At 61.9% G+C, this 18,098-nt stretch carries 19 protein-coding genes and 2 pseudogenes; 7 read left to right on the plus strand and 14 right to left on the minus strand.

What is annotated here, in order from left to right; genetic code table 11:
- Positions 1-135 precede the first annotated feature (135 nt).
- The gene (locus JHD59_RS16915) at positions 136-1,272 is read left to right on the plus strand and encodes an oxidoreductase (protein WP_233164324.1); all 1,137 of its coding nucleotides are present in this window, start codon (positions 136-138) and stop codon (positions 1,270-1,272) included.
- On the opposite strand, the gene JHD59_RS16920 is transcribed toward JHD59_RS16915, so the two are convergent.
- Positions 1,269-1,604 carry a hypothetical protein gene (locus JHD59_RS16920; protein WP_103319080.1) on the minus strand — a complete coding sequence of 112 codons (336 nt, stop codon included), beginning with the start codon at positions 1,602-1,604 and terminating at the stop codon, positions 1,269-1,271. The genes JHD59_RS16915 and JHD59_RS16920 overlap by 4 nt on opposite strands.
- A 253-nt stretch (positions 1,605-1,857) precedes the next feature.
- Between JHD59_RS16920 and JHD59_RS16925 the strand changes: the two genes are divergently transcribed.
- Positions 1,858-2,598 (plus strand): acetoacetate decarboxylase, encoded by a 741-nt coding sequence (locus JHD59_RS16925; RefSeq protein WP_103319082.1) that lies wholly within the window; start codon positions 1,858-1,860, stop codon positions 2,596-2,598.
- Between the two features lie 107 nt (positions 2,599-2,705).
- Entirely contained in the window at positions 2,706-3,011 is a 306-nt protein-coding gene (locus JHD59_RS16930) for a glycine zipper domain-containing protein (protein WP_199155106.1), read from the plus strand.
- Between the two features lie 136 nt (positions 3,012-3,147).
- On the opposite strand, the gene JHD59_RS16935 is transcribed toward JHD59_RS16930, so the two are convergent.
- The gene (locus JHD59_RS16935; protein ID WP_199155086.1) at positions 3,148-5,064 is read right to left on the minus strand and encodes a protease pro-enzyme activation domain-containing protein; all 1,917 of its coding nucleotides are present in this window, start codon (positions 5,062-5,064) and stop codon (positions 3,148-3,150) included.
- 545 nt (positions 5,065-5,609) lie between these two features.
- Between JHD59_RS16935 and moaA the strand changes: the two genes are divergently transcribed.
- Positions 5,610-6,584, plus strand: a complete 975-nt coding sequence (gene moaA, locus JHD59_RS16940; RefSeq protein WP_199155087.1) for a GTP 3',8-cyclase MoaA — start codon at positions 5,610-5,612, stop codon at positions 6,582-6,584.
- A gap of 6 nt (positions 6,585-6,590) precedes the next feature.
- Here the strand turns inward: moaA and JHD59_RS16945 are convergent, their stop codons facing one another.
- The 7 genes from JHD59_RS16945 to JHD59_RS16975 all read right to left on the minus strand — a co-directional run bounded on the left by JHD59_RS16945 (position 6,591) and on the right by JHD59_RS16975 (position 10,840).
- Positions 6,591-7,115 carry a hypothetical protein gene (locus JHD59_RS16945; protein ID WP_199155088.1) on the minus strand — a complete coding sequence of 175 codons (525 nt, stop codon included), beginning with the start codon at positions 7,113-7,115 and terminating at the stop codon, positions 6,591-6,593.
- Between the two features lie 9 nt (positions 7,116-7,124).
- On the minus strand, positions 7,125-7,973 hold the full coding sequence (gene serB, locus JHD59_RS16950) for a phosphoserine phosphatase SerB (RefSeq protein WP_199155089.1): 849 nt from the start codon (positions 7,971-7,973) through the stop codon (positions 7,125-7,127).
- Between the two features lie 150 nt (positions 7,974-8,123).
- Positions 8,124-8,600 carry a DoxX family protein gene (locus JHD59_RS16955; protein ID WP_103319093.1) on the minus strand — a complete coding sequence of 159 codons (477 nt, stop codon included), beginning with the start codon at positions 8,598-8,600 and terminating at the stop codon, positions 8,124-8,126.
- Entirely contained in the window at positions 8,597-9,364 is a 768-nt protein-coding gene (locus JHD59_RS16960; protein ID WP_199155090.1) for a DNA-binding domain-containing protein, read from the minus strand. The genes JHD59_RS16955 and JHD59_RS16960 overlap by 4 nt, the downstream gene beginning before the upstream one ends.
- Positions 9,351-10,181: a DUF692 domain-containing protein gene (locus JHD59_RS16965; RefSeq protein WP_199155091.1), complete on the minus strand. Its 831-nt coding sequence runs from the start codon at positions 10,179-10,181 to the stop codon at positions 9,351-9,353. The genes JHD59_RS16960 and JHD59_RS16965 overlap by 14 nt, the downstream gene beginning before the upstream one ends.
- A 52-nt stretch (positions 10,182-10,233) precedes the next feature.
- The gene (locus JHD59_RS16970) at positions 10,234-10,494 is read right to left on the minus strand and encodes a DUF2282 domain-containing protein (protein WP_199155092.1); all 261 of its coding nucleotides are present in this window, start codon (positions 10,492-10,494) and stop codon (positions 10,234-10,236) included.
- Between the two features lie 88 nt (positions 10,495-10,582).
- Positions 10,583-10,840 carry a DUF2282 domain-containing protein gene (locus JHD59_RS16975; protein ID WP_103319100.1) on the minus strand — a complete coding sequence of 86 codons (258 nt, stop codon included), beginning with the start codon at positions 10,838-10,840 and terminating at the stop codon, positions 10,583-10,585.
- Positions 10,841-11,199: 359 nt separating this feature from the next.
- Here JHD59_RS16975 and JHD59_RS16980 point away from each other — a divergent pair, with 359 nt between their 5' ends.
- Entirely contained in the window at positions 11,200-12,585 is a 1,386-nt protein-coding gene (locus JHD59_RS16980) for a lipase family protein (protein ID WP_199155093.1), read from the plus strand.
- A 55-nt stretch (positions 12,586-12,640) separates the two neighbouring features.
- Here JHD59_RS16980 and queE read toward each other — a convergent pair whose 3' ends face one another.
- From queE to queC, 5 genes and pseudogenes are all read right to left on the minus strand, one after another.
- Complete coding sequence (queE, locus tag JHD59_RS16985; RefSeq protein ID WP_368671605.1) at positions 12,641-13,276, minus strand: 7-carboxy-7-deazaguanine synthase; 636 nt, start codon at positions 13,274-13,276, stop codon at positions 12,641-12,643.
- A gap of 65 nt (positions 13,277-13,341) precedes the next feature.
- A complete protein-coding gene (locus tag JHD59_RS23210; RefSeq protein WP_368671606.1) occupies positions 13,342-13,698 on the minus strand; it encodes a 6-pyruvoyl tetrahydropterin synthase family protein in 357 nt (118 codons plus the stop codon).
- Positions 13,699-13,707: 9 nt separating this feature from the next.
- Positions 13,708-14,055 (minus strand): annotated as a pseudogene (locus JHD59_RS23215) (6-pyruvoyl tetrahydropterin synthase family protein); the annotation flags it as partial.
- Positions 14,056-14,172: 117 nt separating this feature from the next.
- A pseudogene (locus tag JHD59_RS23345) lies at positions 14,173-14,361 on the minus strand (6-carboxytetrahydropterin synthase); the annotation flags it as partial.
- Between the two features lies 1 nt (position 14,362).
- Complete coding sequence (gene queC / locus JHD59_RS16995; protein ID WP_199155096.1) at positions 14,363-15,064, minus strand: 7-cyano-7-deazaguanine synthase QueC; 702 nt, start codon at positions 15,062-15,064, stop codon at positions 14,363-14,365.
- A gap of 267 nt (positions 15,065-15,331) precedes the next feature.
- On the opposite strand from queC, the gene JHD59_RS17000 reads away from it, so the two are divergent.
- The gene (locus tag JHD59_RS17000; RefSeq protein ID WP_199155097.1) at positions 15,332-16,420 is read left to right on the plus strand and encodes a M35 family metallo-endopeptidase; all 1,089 of its coding nucleotides are present in this window, start codon (positions 15,332-15,334) and stop codon (positions 16,418-16,420) included.
- A 526-nt stretch (positions 16,421-16,946) separates the two neighbouring features.
- The gene (locus JHD59_RS17005) at positions 16,947-18,098 is read left to right on the plus strand and encodes a PP2C family protein-serine/threonine phosphatase (RefSeq protein WP_199155098.1); all 1,152 of its coding nucleotides are present in this window, start codon (positions 16,947-16,949) and stop codon (positions 18,096-18,098) included.

Raw genomic sequence — 18,098 nt, forward strand, 5'->3', positions numbered from 1 at the left:
CCCGAACAGGATCGTGAAACGCCTTAGCGCCGATGATAGTGTGGCATTCGCCATGTGAAAGTAGGACACCGCCAGACGCCTCATACGACAAAGCCCAGCTCACACGAGCTGGGCTTTGTGCTTTGCGTGCGCCGAATGCGCGACACCCGCCCCGACAGACCCTGTCGGGGCTTTGGCGTTTATAGCCGTCGCCCGTATCATGCTTGGATTGCGCCGGAGAAGATGATGACACAAACGCTCAAAGTGGGACTGCTTGGGTTTGGTTATGCAGGTTCGACATTTCATGCGCCGCTATTGAGAGCGGTGGATGGCATCGAGTTGGTGGCGGTGGCGTCCAGTCGGCCGGAGCAGGTGAGGGCGGTGTTGCCGAATGTTCAGGTTCATGCGACCCCTGATGCCTTGTTGATGGCGCCGGACATCGATCTGGTGGTGATCGCCACGCCGAATGACAGCCACTTTTCCTTGGCTGAGGCGGCTTTGCGGGCTGGCAAGCATGTGGTCGTGGATAAGCCGTTCACATTGACGGCTGCCGAAGCGAGGCAGTTGGTCGCATTGGCGGAGCGGCAGGGATTGTTGCTATCGGTCTTTCATAACCGGCGCTGGGATGCCGACTTCCTGGCGATACAACAGCTAATGGCAGAGGGGCTGCTGGGCAGGGTGGTCCACTTTGAGTCGCATTTTGATCGCTATCGACCCCTGGTGCGCCAGCGCTGGCGCGAGTCGACGAATGTCGGCGCGGGGCTGTGGTATGACTTGGGCCCGCATCTGCTGGACCAAGTGGTGCAGTTGTTTGGCCTGCCGCAAGCCATCTTGTTGGAGAAGGCGGCCCTGCGCGATGGCGCGCTTTCCGATGACTGGTTTCATGCGCTGCTGCGCTACCCGGATAAGCGAGTCATGCTGCATGGCAGTGCGCTGGTGGCCGACGCCGGGCCACGCTTCATCATCCATGGCACGCAGGGCAGCTTCAGCAAATATGGCCTGGACCCGCAGGAAGAGGCGCTTAAGGCCGGAGGCATGCCGGGCAGCGCAGCTTGGGGCCGGGATGACTTGCCTGGACGCTTGGTGCTGGCTGATGGCGTGCCGCGCGAGCTTGTCGGCCCGGCCGGCGACTATACGCGGTATTACTCGAACGTGCGCGATGCCCTGCTGCATGGCGCGGCTAACCCAGTGCCAGCGGTGCAAGCGTGGCAGATCATGGTTTTACTGGAACTAGGCTGGCTCAGCGCTGACCAACAGTATTGGCAGACTGTTCCGGCAGCGTTGGTCTGTTAATTTTTGCCCTTCTTTTTGCCGCCGCCATCGCCGCTTGCGTGTTGAGCGGTGGCAATGACTTCCTCGGCGCTGATCGCCGCCTGCTGTTGCGGGGCGATTTCGGTCAGCAGCTGTTCCAACAGCTTGCTGCGCGAGCTGATGTGGTGATCGAAGCGCCAGTCCTTCAGTAGATCGATGGCGACATCGAAGTAGCGCATGTCGATATCGTACAGCTTGCTCAGGTCGAACGAGCGGCCCATTTCCAATGCGGCGGCCAGTTCTTTCAGGACATGCATTTGTTGCGGGTCGTGACCTTCTTCGATGAAGCGGCGGATTTTCTTGGCGGCGTTCATATTTTTTCCTGTCTGTTGGTGCAATGTTGACGGACGAATCTGGTCATGCGCCTGTAATGATCGTTGGCACACGCCTAGCGCGTCAACCTCGTCTTGCCTGACAGCGGGGGATTGTCGCATGCAGACGAATTCTGCTCTGTGTTTATGCTTATTGAATTGAGTGGTTTACTGACATATTTTCATGCAGTCTACCGCCACAGCTGACTTTGCCGATTGCTTGCCGTCTTTCGTGTGTTTCTAAAGGAGAAGTCCCATGAAGCAACAAGAAGTGCGTAGCCGTGCCTTTGCCATGCCCTTGACCAGCCCGGCGTTTCCTCCTGGGCCATACCGTTTCGTCAACCGGGAGTATATGGTCATCACGTATCGCACGGATCCGGCGGCGATTCAGGCCATCCTGCCTGAGCCGCTGCAGGCAACCGAGCCGGTGGTCAAGTATGAATTCATCCGCATGCCGGACTCCACCGGGTTTGGCGATTACACCGAGAGCGGGCAGGTGATCCCGGTCAGCTTCCGCGGCGTGCAAGGCAGCTATGTCCACTCGATGTTTCTGGATGATCATCCTCCCATTGCTGGCGGTCGCGAACTATGGGGCTTCCCGAAAAAGGCGGGCCATCCGCGGCTGGAGGTGCAGCGGGAAACGCTGATCGGCACCTTGGATTTTGGGCCCTTGCGCATCGCCACCGGCACCATGGGCTACAAGTACCAGACGCTGGATCACGCGGCCTTGCAACAGAGCATGGCGGAACCGAATTTCCTCTTGAAGATCATCCCGCATGTGGACGGCACGCCGCGCATCTGCGAGTTGGTGCGCTATCACACCACGGATGTGACGATCAAAGGCGCCTGGAGAGCGCCGGGCGCGCTGGAACTGCATCCGCATGCGCTGGCGCCGGTGGCCGAGCTGCCGGTGCTGGAAGTGTTGTCGGCGCATCACTTCATCTGCGATCTGACGCTGGATCTGGGTACGGTGGTCTTCGATTATCTGCAGCAATAGCGCAGCATTTTTGTGAATGAATATTCATATTCTCTAACATATGGATACAGACCAAACCCGCTTCGGCCCTTAAGCTTCGTTTTCTGATTAATTGCGGGAAAATGGAAATGAAGTCAGTTTTCGCGGTTGCCGGCATGGCGCTGGTTCTGCTGTCAGCAGTGGCCAGCGCCGATTCGTCAACAGGCGCCATTGTCGGCGGCGCCTTGGGCGGCGCGGCAGGGGCGGCTGTAGGTCACTCGGTTGGCGGGCGCGATGGCGCGATCATTGGCGGCGCGATTGGCGGCGGCGCTGGCGCGGCAGTAGGCCACGACTACGGCCGCGAGCCGCAACGCAAACGGCACGATAAGCCGGGGCATAAGCACGGCAAGCATCACAAGCATCACAAGCATCACAAGCACCATCGCCATCATTGACGGGGCGGCATGTCATGCATAGCTGGCGCCAGTCCTTGTTTCATGGCGCGGGCATTGCCTGGCGAATGAAGCGGATAGCGTCGAATAGTAAAACGGCCATCTTTGAAAGAGGGCCGTTTTCTATTGTGGCTGTTAATTAGAACCAGAAGTAGCGATGCAAGGCGGCGTCCAGATTGGCGACATCGGGTACGCCGACGCCGGTGGCCTGGTTATAACCGCGATGCGCGTTGTAGCCCCAGTTGTCGCCGGCGGTGATTTCGTGCAGCGGCGCGCCGTGATGGCCGTGCCCGTGATAGGCATGGCCGGTTGCCAGCAGGCCGTACAGCGAGAAGTTCAGCAAGCCGAGACGTCCGCCCATCGACTGATTCAGCAAGGCGGTGATGCCGGCCAGCTGCGGCGCGACGAAGCTGGTGCCGCCGTTGTTGCTCAAGACGGAGAAGCCGGTCTTGCTGGAGGTGTAGTACACCACATAGCCCGTTTCCGGATCGCCGTTCATCGAAATGTCAGGCACGTTGCGGCCCTTGAAGTTGGCCGGGACGGACGCGATCACTTGCGGCGGATTCTGGCTGTTGTCCACCAGCTGCTGGCCGGCCGGCGTGCTTTGCATGCCGGGCACCCAATACTGGTAGAACGGACGACTGATGAAGCCGCTGACGCCGCCGCCGCCGCCCACCGGGAAAGTGCCGCAAGCCACCGGGTCCTTGCCGAGGGCTTGGCACAGGCCGCCCAGGTAGTCCCAGCCCCAGGCTCTTTCGCGCGGAATCTTGACCTGCATGGCCTTGCCATTCGGGTGGAAGGTCAGGGTAGAGGGAACGGTGGTGGCACCCGCGGCCGTGATGAATTGCTGGTTGGCCGGGCTATCCACCGACAATACCTTGCTGTACTGCGGCAGTGGCGCTGCGCGGTTCACGTCATAGGCGCCGGCATCGCCGGCCGCGGCGAACATGGTCTGGCCTTGCAGGGCGGCTTGCAGGAACAAGTCATGGTAGGCCTGCAGCACATTGGTGGTTTGGCCATTGACCGGATTGGCCGCCTGGGCCTGCTGGTCGAACCATTCCCATTCGCCCCAGCTGACCGACAAGGTATCGGCGGTGTTGGATTCAATCGCTTGGGCGAAAGCGTCGACGAAACCCTGGGTGGTGTTGGGCGCCTGATAGATGATGATCTTGGCGTCCGGCGCGATGCCGCCGGATTGCTCGACGTCCAGCGTGGTTTCGTCGGAGCCGGCGTCATCGCTGGGCGCGCCCAGGCCGCCATCGATGTTGACCACGCTCAGGCGGTTCGGGTCGGTATTCAGGCCGATCTGGCTCCAGTACTGGAAGGCGTCGGCAGGCGTGAAGCTGGCCAGGGTCACGATGCCGATGGTGGCGCCTTTGCCATGGATGCCCTGATTGTACAGCGGCGTGATGTTGTAATAGCGGGCCAGGTCGGTGACGGTCCATTGTCCCGGCGCGTTGCCGCCGGTGACGGTGCCGCTGGTCTTGCCGGCGGCCGGTTGCAGATGGCTGGGCAGTTGGCGCAGGTGCGGCCGGAAGTGCGGACGGCTATCCAGGCCGATCACCGCCTGCACATCGCTTAGATCCACGCTGGGCGTGCCGGCGCGTACCGGGGCGATATAGCGGGACACGCCAGCTTGGGCGGTGGTTTTGTTTTGGAATACATGGACTTCAGCGCCGAAGGCCTTCTGCACGGTGGCGGCCGACCCGCTGACCTGCAACAGCGCGCTGCCTATGCGCTTGACGCTGAGCCCGGCGGCCTGCAGCCGCGCGCTGACTCGGGCCACGGTGGCGTCGCTCGGAGCGAAGCGGGCGCGGAACTCGGCCGGCGTCAGGAATTTGTGGTAGTTCGGACTGGCCGGGCTGTGAGCCTCTTGCAGATAGCGGGTGGCGGCGTCGCGGTCGCGCAGGTTCAGGGCTAGCGTCACCGTCAGTTTCTGCGCCGGCGTGGCTTGCTCCACCTTGCCCAGATCCTGGGCCGTCGCGGCCATCGCGCTGGAGGAGGCGACGGCGGCCAGGGCGGCAACCAACATTTTTATTGTGAATGCTTTGGCCATGCTTTTATTTCTCCTTTGGGGGAGGGCTGTGCGTGGGCCGGGTGGGCGCCGCGCCGCCTTCCTGATGATTGCGCTCTCTGGGTATTGGGCCGGTAAGGCGGGAAGTGGCCACAAGGTATTTGGCGCTTTTTGATCCAATTTGAATAAATTGGCGAGACCAGTATAAGAATGGCGAATTGCGTCAAGTTAAGTGTTTTTGTAACGTTGTGTGTATCGTGTATGTCATTGAGATTAATTTAAGATTTTGATTATTAAGATAAATAGCTAGCGCTTCCAATTGGCTTTTTAGCTTGATGGAGACGGTCAGCAGGCAATATGGCGGTGAAGGCGCGCCGCTGTTGGCCGCTTGTCATGATGGCGGCGCAGATTTGGATGAGGCTGACTCTCCATTGCAAGCCTGTGGCGAGGCGTAGTGTGCAGTACAATGAAAATGCGCTTGCGCTCTTGCCGCGCCTCGATGCCGATGAGGCACCATGGCGGGCGTCAGAAATGGGTTCCGGCGACGACTAAATGACACACAGTGTGGAGCAAGGCTTGGAGAGAGCATGTTGATTGACCGTTTCGGCCGAGCCATCGAGTATCTGCGGCTATCGGTGACTGATCGTTGCGATCTGCGTTGCAGTTATTGCCTGCCCAAGGGCTTCAAGCATTTTGAGGAGCCGGCGCATTGGCTGACTTTCGACGAGATCGAGCGGGTAGTGGCCGTGTTCGCCCGGCTGGGCACCCGCCGCCTGCGCTTGACCGGCGGCGAGCCGCTTCTGCGGCGCGATCTGCCTCTACTGGCTGCCCGGCTGGCTGCGCTGCCCGGCCTGGAGGATTTGTCGCTGAGCACCAACGGCACCCAGTTGCCGCGCCATGCCGAGGCGCTGTACGCCGCCGGGGTGCGCCGCCTGAATCTGAGCCTGGACTCGCTGCGCCGCGATTGCGTGGAGCAGATTACCGGCAGCGACAACCTGCCGCGGGTGATGGAAGGCCTGATGGCGGCCAAGGCGGCCGGTTTCTCGCCGATCAAGATCAATATGGTGGCGATGCGCGGTGTCAATGAGCAGGACATCGACGCCATGGTGGCGTTTTGCATCGAGCATGGGCTGATCCTGCGGCTGATCGAGGCGATGCCGATGGGCGATACCGGCCGCGCCACGCAGTATCTCGATTTGCAGCCGGTGCTGAAGCGCCTGTGCGCCAGCTACGATCTGGTGGAGCAGGCAAAGACGCTGGGCGGCGGGCCCGCCCGTTACTGGGGCCGCCGCGACGGCAGTTTCTCCCTGGGCGTGATCACGCCCATCTCGCAACACTTCTGCGCGACGTGCAACCGGGTGCGGCTATCGGTGGATGGCACGCTGTATATGTGCCTGGGGCAGGAGGAGAAAATGGAGCTGCGGCCCTTGCTGCGCGGCGGCATCGACGATGCGGGCCTGGAGGCCGCGATCCGTCAGGCGATAGAGCTGAAGCCGGAGCGGCATGAATTCCGCGAGCAGCCGCAAAAACTGGTCCGCTTCATGTCGATGACCGGCGGTTGAGTTCGCTCAGCGCTCTTGTATCGCCCGCCGATGGCGGCGGAATACCCACTTTTCCCAAAGTAGATGCGTGTCGGTATCGAACGATTCGTGGATGTCAGCCGTCAGCAGATAATCGCGTTCGCCTCCGGGCTGATTGCTGGCGATGACGCCGCATAGGCATAGGCTGAGCGCGGAGTCCGGATTGGGATGCAGGCACAGCAGCAGGCGCTGCCCAGGCTGCCAATTCTGCTGGTCGCGCCAGGCTATGCTGTTCAAGCCGAGCCGGCAAGGCGTATTGTTTGGACGATCCGGATGCCGTTCCAGCAGGGAAACTTCCAGCGCCAAGTCCAGCTTGGCCTCCAGCCGCAGCATCACGGGGTTGGTGTCGTCTGGGGTTTCCGTCGGCGCCGCCAGCACGCGCAGGGATAGCCTGGTTTCCCGTTGCATGCGCGGCGGATATTCCCTGTCCAAGACCTTGGCCGCCAGAGGCAGCTCGGCATCGAAGCTGACGGTGTCCAGTTGCGGCAGGGCGATGGGGGAGGAGGCTTGCATGTCGCGTACTCAGAGGAAAAATTGCGGGATGGCATCCAGGCCGCCGTACTCGACCGCCAGATCCGCCTCGGCGCTGACGCGCGGCTTGGCGTGATAGGCGATGCCGACGCCGGCCTCGCGCAGCATGGGCAAGTCGTTGGCGCCGTCGCCCACCGCCAGAACCTGATCCGGACGCAGGCCCAGCCGTTCGCGGGCGGCGATCAGCAGGCGCTGTTTGGTTTCGGCATCGACGATGCCACCCGGCACGCGGCCGGTCAGCTTGCCATCGATGACTTCCAGCTGGTTGGCATGCGCCTCGTCCAGGCCCAGCTCCGTCTTCAGCCGGTCGGTGAAATACGTGAAGCCGCCGGATACCAGCAGCGTCCGAATGCCAGCCTCGCGGCAGGCAGCCAACAATTGCGGAGCGCCGGGATTCAGCCGCAGCCGCTGTTCATACACTTCCTGCAGCGCGGCCTCCGGCAGGCCTGCCAGCAAAGCCACCCGCTCCCGCAGGGCCGCGGAAAAATCCAACTCTCCGCGCATCGCGCGCTCGGTGATTTCCGCCACTTGCGGTTTGATGCCCTTGAGGTCGGCGATTTCGTCAATGCATTCGATGCTGATCAGCGTGGAGTCCATATCGGACACCAGCAGGCCGAAATCGGCAAAACGGCGCTCGCTCTCGACCAGGCCCGCATCGCAGCGATGTTGCCGGCACAGGCCCAGTAGGTCCGACTTCTGTTCGCCGGCTACGCCGTCCAGGCGGATGACGCCGTGGCGGGAGCGGTCGATTCGGCTGGTTTGAGCCAGGCGGGCGAGGTCATCGATAAAGGGGGAGTCGGCATGCGCGGCGACGACGGCCAGGGTTTGCTGTGTGCTCATGTGGTGCGATCGGCATCAAAGTGGTTGGTTTGATTATGCCACGACTTGCGCCGCTTGCCCGGCTGGCAACCATACCGATGCTGGATTCGTCCCCTTGGTTGCGGCGAGGCGCCTTGTCCAAGGCGCCTCGCTGAGAGGAGGGCGCAGCCTTTAACAGCTGCCTGAGTTGGGGCAACGCCGTTGCAGCCAGCGCTTCAGTAAAGCGTCCAGCGACAGCAGGCCGGGGCCGAAGGCCAGCAGCACCAGGATTTGCGCGCCCCAGAAATAATGGAACTGTCGCGTGGCATCGGTCAGGCCGGGATAGCTGATCACCGCCACCGCATTGAGGATGAACAAGCCAGCGGCGGCAAAACGGCCGCCCAGGCCCAGCACCAGCAGGCTGGACAGGCCCAGCTCGCCGCAGGTGGCCATGATGGCCGCGACATTCGGCGGCAACACCGGCACATGGTATTCGTCGGTAAACAAGGCCAGCGTGACGTCCCAGTCGGCGATCTTGGTCAGGCCGGAGCTGAAGAACACATGGGCGATCCACAGCCGCAGCAGCACCAGCACCAGCGGCTGCAGCAGGTCGCCGGCGCGGATCAGCAGGCGATAGGCACAGAAGGCGGGTTTGAGCGCGTTACTCATGAGGAGGCATCCGGTTGAAGGTGGAAGGAGGCAAGCAGAGGCGGTTGGAACAGGCCGAGCAGGGCGGCTTGCAGATCGAAGGCTTCATCCAGCGTTTGCGCATTGTCCGCAGCCTCTGCCAGCGGCAGACCATCGAACAGCGAGGCATAGAAGGCGTAGTCGCATCGCGCCAGCGCTTTGACCTGCACGGCGCCATGCTCGCGGTAGACCAGGGCATCCTCCGGCGGACGTTGCAACATGCCTTCCAGCGGCCCGTGGTCTTGGTGCGCCCGCCAGATGCTGACGGCGGGCGAGCGGGCCTGGCATAGCGCCACGTCAGGCAGGGGGATGAAGGTTAACTGGCCCCATTGTTCCTGCGGTACCGCGCCCAAGGCGGAGAGATCGAGCGATGCGGCGTCCTGCGCGTAGTAACAGCGGTGGATGGCCCACTCCAGGCGCGCCACGTCTGCCAGGTACGGGAGTTCGCGGCAATGCTCGAAGCCGGCGATGAAGTCGGCGAAGCCGGAACCATAGACATGCAGGTTTCCGCTGACCGACGGCTGGCCCTTGACGTACTCGCGCGCCAGGGCGGCGAAGAATTCCTCGCCCACCAGTTCGCGGCATACCGGATGGCTGTGCGCCAGCGTATCGATCAGGCCGACGCGGTAATTATTGCGGTAGACCGCCAAGCCGGCGGGGTTCAGTCCCCATTCCGCCGCGGCGGGCTGTTGCGCCGGGTCGGCAATCGCCTCCAGCAGCGCGTGCTGCCAGTCATGCCAGTTCATGACGGCTCTCCAGTATCGCTTGCGCCTTGGCTGCCTCGTCGCGCAACACCGCCAGCGGCGGAATATCCAGATCCCATTCGATCAAGGTGGGGCGTGGCCCGATGCGCGCTATCACTTCGCGGTAAAACTGCCAGACGCCGTCATGCACCGGCTGGCTATGGGTGTCCACCAGCAGGCCCTCGCGTTCGCTGTAGCCGGCGAGATGGATTTCGCCTATCGCATCGACCGGCAGCGCCGCCAGCACGGCCTCGGTGTCGGTGCCCAGATTGATGCGGTTGACGTAGAGATTGTTGACGTCGAGCAGGATGCCGCAACCGGTCAGGCGCACCAGTTCGGCCAGAAACTCGCCTTCGTTCATCTCGTTGCCGGGAAACTCGACGTAGCTCGACAGGTTTTCCAGCAGGATGGGGCGGCGTAGCGCATCCTGCGTCTGCGCTACATGGCCGGCGATGGTATCCAGCGCGGCGCGGGTATAGGGGATCGGCAGCAGGTCGTTCACGTAGCGCTGTGCCGAGTGGTTGAACGACAGGTGTTCCGATACCGCGGCTGGCTGCAACTCGTCGACCAGCCGCTTCAGCGACGCCAGGTGGCCGGCGTCGGGCCGGGCGGCGGAGCCCAGGCCAAGGCCCACGCCATGCAGGGACAAGGGCCAGGTTTCGGCGACGCGGCGCAGCATGGCTAGCGGCGTGCCGCCATCGAAGAAGTTTTCGCTATGCACCTCCACCCAGCCTAGGGCCGGTGTGGTGTCCAGTGCTTCGCGGTAATGAGGTGCGCGCAGGCCGATGCCGCAAACGCTGGGTAGGTTGGTGTATGACATGCTGCGGTTCCGGGCAGGGCGGCCCGCCGCATGGCGGGCCGGATGGAGCGAATTACTTCTTCGGCGTTGCGCTGCCGCCCATTTTTTCGCAGCTGCCCTTGGCGACGTATTTCCAGTCGCCCGGGTCTTTGTCCACCTTGGCCTGTCCGGCGCAGGAGTGCATGCCGGTGGCGGAGGCGCAGTCGTTCTTGCCTGCCTGGGCGATGCCATAGCATTTTTCCTTGTCCGCGGCGCTGGCCGGCGCGGCGGAGAGGGCGCCCATGGCGATGACGGCGCCGAGCGCGGAGGCGATCAGGGCTTTGTTCTGCTTCATGTTTGACTCCTTGGTGTGGTGCCTGGCGGCGGGTGCCGCCAAGCCGGGGTATGGTAATCAAAATGGCTGGGCTTGCCAGCCAGCAAAATTACATCGGCTTGGTTTGACCGCCCATTTGCTGGCAAGTGCCGGTGGGAACCAGCTTGAAGTCGGCCGGATCGTTGTCAACCTTGGCTTGGCCGGCGCAGGCGTGCGCGGCGTTTTTACAGTCGTTCTGACCGGCCTTGGCGATGCCGAAGCACTGGTCTTTGCTTCCATCGTTGGCCAGAGCCTGCCCGCTGCTCATGGCGCCGATGGCGATGACCGCGCTAAGAGCGGTAGCGATAAGGGTTTTGTTGCTGCTCATGGTTTTCTCCTGGGTAGTTCACCCATGCGGGTGATGGCGATTGGTCGCCGGAAGCGGCGGATGCTTACAGCTTGCTTGCCGGAAGCGCCGCCCACAGCCATTAAGTCGAGATGCTTTTGCGATTCTTACGCGGAAAACAAAAAAAAGACGCAAGCGTAGCGTGTCGATCGGAATGGCCTTTTCGCGGTCTAGGCCGTGATTTTGTTGTTATAGACGTTAGCCGGCGCGATGCAGATAGCCATTTAGAGGTTTTCTGCAATGCCGCTGTTCTTATGAGCAGTTGCTTGAAACTCTGTTCAATGTTGTTCTTAAACACCGGCATTAGCCGGGCATATCCTTCTACTTAGGAGAGTGGCGCGATGGCTGGCATGCAATGGAGCAAAGAGTATTCAGTCGAGGAGGCTTTGGAGATTTTGTGCCTGGCTTCCGCCGTGGGCGGAGAATTGTGGAGCGACCCCACGCGCGGACCTGACGCGGAGAATGACAGCAAAGAGAATACGGTAGGTTTGTTTCCTACTGCGAAGATGACAGAAGCGCCCATTATTTCCGTGGTCAACAAAACGCGCTATCCGGGGCAGGCGCTGCCATCCTTGTTGACTCAGCGTTGGCCACAGGGCTGGCAAGCCGGCATCAAGTCCGAAGACTGGTCGCGATCCATCTGTCTTTCTTGTCAGGATTTGTTTTATAACCAGGCCATGCTGGCTTATCACCCTGAGTTGGATGCCTATTGTCTTGCCTTTCGCGGGACGGTCAATCGACCGAATGTGTTCGAAGATTTTGAAGCGTTGCTGGTCAGCGCCGCACCGATCACCATCGATGTCGAAAACCAAAAGCATGCAGCCAAATGGATAGGCGAAGCGGCTAAGCAATGGACGATATCATCGAGAACCTATTGCAAGCAGACATATGATGGAACCACCGAGCGGGCCAAGGTGCACATGGGTTTTCGCTTGGCGCTGGAGTCGCTGGATTTCGCCGCGGAAAAAATATGCGGACATCGCAACCGCTTGTCGGACATGCTCAAAGCGGTCATCGAGCAATCGGGCCAGGGCAAACCCATCCGAATCTATGTCACCGGCCATAGCCTGGGGGCGGGGATGGCGACGCTGGCGGCCGCATGGCTGAATGCCCAGCCGTTTGCTAACGCTTGCTTCGACGTGAAGTGTTACGCCTTTGCCCAGCCCAAGCCGGGTAATGAGTATTTCGCCTATCAGTATGCGCTCGACTTCGGCAATCAGGGCGCATTTGCGGTGCTGTCTTCTTTGGATACCGTGCCGCAAGTGCCGCTGACCTTGGAAAGCGTATCCTCGCTGAATTATCCCCAAGCAATGGAGGGTTTGGGCGTGCCGCCGCAGATGTTACCAACGTTGGCTGCGATGCCCGGGTTGAATTTCTCGCATGCGGGGAGACAGATTTTGTTGAAAGGACAGGCGATTGTTAAGGGAGCGAGGCCATGCAAGGCCGCGCCTCGCACCGATGAGGATACAAAGTGTGTAGACCCTGGTTTTTATACCTTGCCGGCCGCAGGAAAGGATAGCAACGGCAAGGACTATTGGCGTCTCCCTGCCTATCTGATGTTTACGCCTGAGCAAGCTGGCGGCGATGTGCCAGATCCGGAGCAATGGATCGCTACGGAATACGGCGATAATCCGGCGAACAAAAGACTGAATAATCTGGCCGGACTATGGCAGCATCTGCCGTGGATATATCAGCAATGGCTGTATTTGGAAACGCTGAGGAAGTGATCGCGGGTTGAGCGCTGATGGAATGAGAACAGGCCCTCGCCGGGCCTGTTTTCGTTTAGCGGATGCTGACCACCTTGTGGGTCTGCACTGACAGCCGCCACTTGGGGTGCGCCATGCAGTAGGCGATGGCGGCGCGGGTGTTGGCGGCCAGGTCCGGGCCGTCCATCGGTTGCAGGTAGAAAGTGTCGAAATCCAGATGCGCCACGGTGTCTGGCAACTGCGCGGGTTGCGGGTAGACCAGCTTCAACTCGTTGCCGCTGAGCTGTTTAAGCTCCGCCCCGGCCTTGGGGCTGACGCAGATCCAGTCTATGCCTGGAGGCGCGGCCACGGTGCCGTTGGTCTCTACGGCGATCTCAAATCCTTCCGCATGCAGGGCGTCTATCAGCTCGCTGTCCAGCTGCAGCAGCGGCTCGCCGCCGGTGCATACCACATAGCGCACGCCGCCGGCGTTTTCGGGCCATTCCGAGGCGATGCGGGCAGCCAGCGCGGCGGCGCCGTCGAACTTGCCGCCGTCCGGGCCGGTGCCGACGAAATCGGTATCGCAGAACTGGCAAATCGCCTTGGCGCGGTCTTCCTCGCGGCCGGACCACAGATTGCAGCCGGCAAAACGGCAGAACACCGCGGCGCGGCCGGCCTGTCGGCCTTCGCCTTGAAGGGTGTAGAAGATTTCCTTGACGGTGTAGGTAGTCACGCTATTTCTCGAAGGCATGGCGCGAGCGGCTTGCCCGCGCGGGATTCAGTATGCGGCCAGGCCGTTTACAGCAGCGGCCAGCGCATGTCCTGATGGAAGTGTAGCGAGACGCCCGCGCGCTCGCTTTCCATCAGATCGATGCGGTCCAGTTCCGGCACCAGCGGAGACAATTGGGCATGGATCCACTCCGCCACCGCGGCGTTGTCGTGGCGGCGCAGGCCGGCCAGCTTGTCCAGCGGATTGTGATCCAGTTGGCGGTAGATCGGCTTGAAGCGATCCTTGACGTCGCCGAAGTCCAGCAGCCAGCCCATGGTGCGGTCGATGTCGCCGGCCAGCATCAGGCGGACCAGATAGCTGTGGCCGGTGTAGTTGCCGGCTTCGTCGAACGGCATCGCGCTCTCGAAGCGCTGCTCTTTCCAGATGCGGAAACGCTGGCCGTCGAATTGGCTGCCAGCGGTATGCGTCTCGCGCACTTCCACCCAGGCGAGGCCCGGCATCGTTGGCTTCAGCTGCTGGTACAGCCACAGGGCCAGCACTTCGCTGGTGGGGTTGTCCAGGCCGGCGATATCGTTCAGGTAGCGGTGGTTCAGGCGATGGAACAACGGTGTCCAGGCCTGTTCCAGTTCCGGTATGCCGCAGCGCGCGGCATCGGCTACCAGCCGCACGCCGAAGCCGTGGCCATGCAGGCGGCCGCATTTATGGCCAACCGGCACGTGCGGCAGATGATGGGCGGCCTCGAATGAAGCGTTCAGCCAGCAGAAGGCGTGTTGTCCATCCAGCGTCACGCCGCGATCCGGCGCGCCTTGCAGCTTGATGGCGGCTGGGTGGGGCAGGGCCTGGGCGATGTGTCGCGCCAGCGCCAGATCGCTGCTGTCGACCATCAGCGCATTCAGGTCGGTGTAGTCCAGCGGCGAGAGGGCCGCATGCACGGCGCTTTCCAGCGCCGCGGCATCGCCGCATTGCGATTCGCTCCGGATCAGAACGCGGAAACTGTGGCCATGCGGGCGGGAGGCTTTGCCGGCAACGGCCGGCAGCTGCCGCGCCGCTTCAAAGCCGGCGCCGGCGAGCAGATAACAGGCGTGCATCTCAGAGCCCTTCCGCTTCGGCCTGGCAGCGTTCTACCAAGGGATCGGCCACGCCGGCTTCGGCGAAGCCTTTGGCGCGCAGCTCGCACGACGCGCAATGGCCGCAGGGCGGCACCTCGCCGTTGTAACAGGTGTGGCTCCAGGCCAGGGCTTCCATCGCCCCTACTTGTTGCGCCAGCGTCACAGTTTCGGCCTTGGACAGATACATCAGCGGCGTGTGCAGTTCCACCCGGCTATCCATGCCCAGTCGCAGCGATAGCTCCAGCGCCTTCAGCGTGTTTTCGCGGCAGTCCGGGTAGCCCGAGTAGTCGGTCTGGGCGACGCCGGTTACCAGATGGCGCGCGCCGCGGGTGTAAGCGAAGGCGGCGGCGAAAGTCAGGAAGATCAGATTGCGGCCGGGCACGAAGGTGTTGGGCAGGGCGTCGTCGTCGCGCACGCCTTCTTCCGGGGCGATGGCGTCGTCGGTCAGCGCGTTGCCGCCTATCGCTGCGAAGGTGTCGATGGGCAGCACGGTTTGGCGCACGCCGGCCAACTGGGCGATTTTGCGGGCGCAATCCAGCTCCACGCTGTGGCGCTGGCCGTAGTCGAAGGTTACGGCCTCTACATTGCCTGCGCCGAAACGGCGCAGCGCCCAGTACAGACAGGTGGTCGAGTCTTGGCCGCCGGACAGGACGACCAGGGCCTTTTCAGATGCTTGATTCATGATTCCGTCGAAAAACAGTCGAGGGTTGTGGCCGCGCGCCGGGATCGGTCTCACCCGGCGCAGTCAACCTGTGATCTTACCGCACTATAGACCGGCGATGTTGGCGCTGAGGCGGGTGCTGCAGTGGATATGCTGTATGCATTTCGCAACATCGGTAATTTTATTGATTGTCGTCATGGCTTGTTCATGTAATTAATGATTTGCGCATGACGAGTGCGTTTTATATAACTTTCCGTGATGAAAGAATCCTCTAAAGGGAACAATAAAATGGACAAGAGATTACCTATCGTTGCCGCGGCGCTGTTGTTCGCTTCATCCGCCTTTGCCGCCGATCTGCAAGTCAGCCTCGGCCAGCCCAGCGTCAGCGCCGAACAGGACGTCGATGTGACCGTCAACTATCGCAACACCGGCAAGCAGCCCTTGCATCTCTACCGCTGGTACCTGCCGGGCAAGGAGGTGCAGGAGCGTTTCCTGGCAGTCAGCGTCGACGGCAAGCCGGCGGAGTACCTTGGGCCGCAGTACAAGCGGGTGGTGCCGTCGCTGCGCGATACGGTGACGCTGGCGCCGGGCGCGACGCTGAGCGCCAAAGTCCGGGTGTCTGATTATTACGATCTGTCCAAGGGCGGCCAGTTGAGCGTTCGCTTCGAAAGCAGCGGCAACCGGGTGCTGAACCGCGGCCTGCCTGCCGGCATCCGCGCCAAGCAGGCCGCGCCGCAGCAGGACGAAGCCATCGTGTCCAATGTGGTCGGCGCCGCCAGCGCCGGCAAGATTAGCCCATTGTTGCTGCGCTCGCGCTCGGCGAAACAGGCCTGGCAGGTCCAGAGCCGCAGCGCGGTCAGCGGCATCAGTTACGCCGGCAACTGCTCGGTCAGCCAGCAGTCGCAATCCAAGGATGGCGTGGTGGCCGCCGGGGCGATGGCAGATGAGACCGCGGCGTATCTGAGCGGCGCGCAATCGGCGTCGCCGCGCTATGTCACCTGGTTTGGCAAGTACAGCCAGGCTAACTGGAACACGGCCAAGTCCCACTATGTCAAGATCAAGGACGCGCTGGATACCAAACCGATCAAGCTGGATTGCAGTTGCACCGACAGCGACACCTTTGCCTACGTCTATCCGTCGCAGCCGTATACCATCTATTTGTGCGGGGCGTTCTGGAGAGCGCCGACCAAGGGCACCGATTCCAAAGGCGGCACGCTGGTGCATGAGTTGTCGCATTTCACCGTGATAGCCGGGACGCAGGACAATGTCTACGGCCAGAGCGGCGCCCAGGATTTGGCCAAGAGCAGTCCGGCCAAGGCCCTGAACAATGCCGACAACCACGAGTACTTTGCCGAAAACACGCCTTTCCAGCCGTGAGCCGCAAGCGGCACGCCCGGATTTCCGGACTGGCCCGAGCGCATCGCTTGGCTTTGCCAAAAGCGGATGGCGCGATAACTTCTGATCCCCGCGTCCGCGGGGATTTTTCTTGGACATGGGATGCCAGTGCACGATATTGCATTGCAACTTGGAGTGTTGTCGGCAGTAGTCTTATTATGGGAGTGGGCTGGTTGAGCGCATGGCGGTGCGGCGGCCGGCTCTTGGCGTCGCGAATGCGGGCGCGGACAGACTTGGAGCGTGAAGCCTGTTTACGCTCTCGCGAGCTAGAGCGAGACAAGGCGAAAACGGCTGGGGAAGCGGTGTAAATGGTAGATGAGCATTCCGAAGACGTCTCGCCGTGTCGCCTCGCGACGCGCAGCAGGTCGTAAACAGGTTCGTAGAGCCAAGACGCGCCGAGGCGGGCAACAAGCAGTACGATGGGCTGGAGGCCAAAGGCGCAGCATGACGACGGGGCCGGGATGGATTCGGTTTGTGACTGGCAGCAGCTGCATCAGGCGAGGATGGGATGTCGTCGACGACAATCTTGTTGGTAGAGGATAGCGCGACCAATCGCTATTTCATCGAGCAGTTCATCATGGAGCTTGGCTATCGCTGCGTTTCGGCCAAGAACGGCCTGGAAGCGGTGGCGTTTTGTCAGAATCAGCTGCCGGACCTGATCCTGATGGATGTCATCATGCCGGAGATGGATGGCTTGCAGGCAACCACGGAGCTGCGCCGGATGTTCGGCGAGCACTGGGTGCCCATCATTTTCCTGACCAGCCTGAATGAGCTGGAAAGCGTGGTGCAGGGCTTGAAGGCCGGCGGGGACGACTACCTGGCCAAGCCGGTCAGTTTCGACCTGCTATCCGCCAAGATCCATGTCTTTCTGCGCATCGCCGAGATGCAGAACCAGATCAACCAGGATGCGGTGCGGCTGGAAAAGTATTACCGCGAAAACGAGTTCGAGCAGCAACTGGCGCTGGAGCTGATCGAGCGGCTGATCAGCCTGCGCACGTCCACGCCCAGCCATATCTGGCAATACCTCAGCCCGGCAGCCGGCTTCAACGGCGATCTGATCATCATTTGTCCTACCCCGGCCGGCGGCGAGCATATCATGCTGGCCGATTGCACCGGCCACGGTTTGACCGCGGCCATCAGCGCGCTGCCGGCCATAGACTGTTTTCATGAGATGACCGAGGCCGGCTGCGACATGGCTGACATCGTCCGCGGGGTCAATCAGAAGCTGCACCGCCTGCTGCCGGGCGGCCGCTTCGTGGCGGCGGCGCTGATCGCCATCGAACCCGGCGGCGGCGCGCTGCGGATCTGGAACGGCGGCGTGCCTTGCGTGCTGCTGTTCGACGAGCAGGGAGAGGTGACGGCGCGCTGCAAGTCCAGCCACCCCGCGCTGGGCGTGCTGGCGGCCGAAGACTTTGACGACTCGATGCAGACGCTGGAATGGCGTCCGTCGCAGGTGCTGGTGGTCAGTTCGGATGGCATCACCGAGGCCAAGGACGGCGCCGGCGCGATGTTCGGCCTGTCCGGGGTCGAGGCGGCGGTGCGCCAGGGCTGGCCGCAAGCGATAGGCGAATCGGTGCTGTCGTCGGCCAAGGCCCATATGCTGGGCGGCGTGGCTTGCGACGATATTTCCCTGCTGGTCATCCGCCATCCGGCCAGTTAG

The organism is Chromobacterium sp. ASV23 (assembly GCF_016428945.1).
Lineage (GTDB): Bacteria > Pseudomonadota > Gammaproteobacteria > Burkholderiales > Chromobacteriaceae > Chromobacterium > Chromobacterium sinusclupearum.

Excerpts from the sequence above, each read along its gene's own strand:
- JHD59_RS16915 (WP_233164324.1), top strand. The coding sequence starts at position 136 with ATGCGCGACACCCGCCCCGACAGACCCTGTCGGGGCTTTGGCGTTTAT.
- JHD59_RS16920 (WP_103319080.1), bottom strand. The coding sequence starts at position 1,604 with ATGAACGCCGCCAAGAAAATCCGCCGCTTCATCGAAGAAGGTCACGAC.
- JHD59_RS16925 (WP_103319082.1), top strand. The coding sequence starts at position 1,858 with ATGAAGCAACAAGAAGTGCGTAGCCGTGCCTTTGCCATGCCCTTGACC.
- JHD59_RS16930 (WP_199155106.1), top strand. The coding sequence starts at position 2,706 with ATGAAGTCAGTTTTCGCGGTTGCCGGCATGGCGCTGGTTCTGCTGTCA.
- JHD59_RS16935 (WP_199155086.1), bottom strand. The coding sequence starts at position 5,064 with ATGGCCAAAGCATTCACAATAAAAATGTTGGTTGCCGCCCTGGCCGCC.
- moaA (WP_199155087.1), top strand. The coding sequence starts at position 5,610 with ATGTTGATTGACCGTTTCGGCCGAGCCATCGAGTATCTGCGGCTATCG.
- JHD59_RS16945 (WP_199155088.1), bottom strand. The coding sequence starts at position 7,115 with ATGCAAGCCTCCTCCCCCATCGCCCTGCCGCAACTGGACACCGTCAGC.
- serB (WP_199155089.1), bottom strand. The coding sequence starts at position 7,973 with ATGAGCACACAGCAAACCCTGGCCGTCGTCGCCGCGCATGCCGACTCC.
- JHD59_RS16955 (WP_103319093.1), bottom strand. The coding sequence starts at position 8,600 with ATGAGTAACGCGCTCAAACCCGCCTTCTGTGCCTATCGCCTGCTGATC.
- JHD59_RS16960 (WP_199155090.1), bottom strand. The coding sequence starts at position 9,364 with ATGAACTGGCATGACTGGCAGCACGCGCTGCTGGAGGCGATTGCCGAC.
- JHD59_RS16965 (WP_199155091.1), bottom strand. The coding sequence starts at position 10,181 with ATGTCATACACCAACCTACCCAGCGTTTGCGGCATCGGCCTGCGCGCA.
- JHD59_RS16970 (WP_199155092.1), bottom strand. The coding sequence starts at position 10,494 with ATGAAGCAGAACAAAGCCCTGATCGCCTCCGCGCTCGGCGCCGTCATC.
- JHD59_RS16975 (WP_103319100.1), bottom strand. The coding sequence starts at position 10,840 with ATGAGCAGCAACAAAACCCTTATCGCTACCGCTCTTAGCGCGGTCATC.
- JHD59_RS16980 (WP_199155093.1), top strand. The coding sequence starts at position 11,200 with ATGGCTGGCATGCAATGGAGCAAAGAGTATTCAGTCGAGGAGGCTTTG.
- queC (WP_199155096.1), bottom strand. The coding sequence starts at position 15,064 with ATGAATCAAGCATCTGAAAAGGCCCTGGTCGTCCTGTCCGGCGGCCAA.
- JHD59_RS17000 (WP_199155097.1), top strand. The coding sequence starts at position 15,332 with ATGGACAAGAGATTACCTATCGTTGCCGCGGCGCTGTTGTTCGCTTCA.
- JHD59_RS17005 (WP_199155098.1), top strand. The coding sequence starts at position 16,947 with ATGTCGTCGACGACAATCTTGTTGGTAGAGGATAGCGCGACCAATCGC.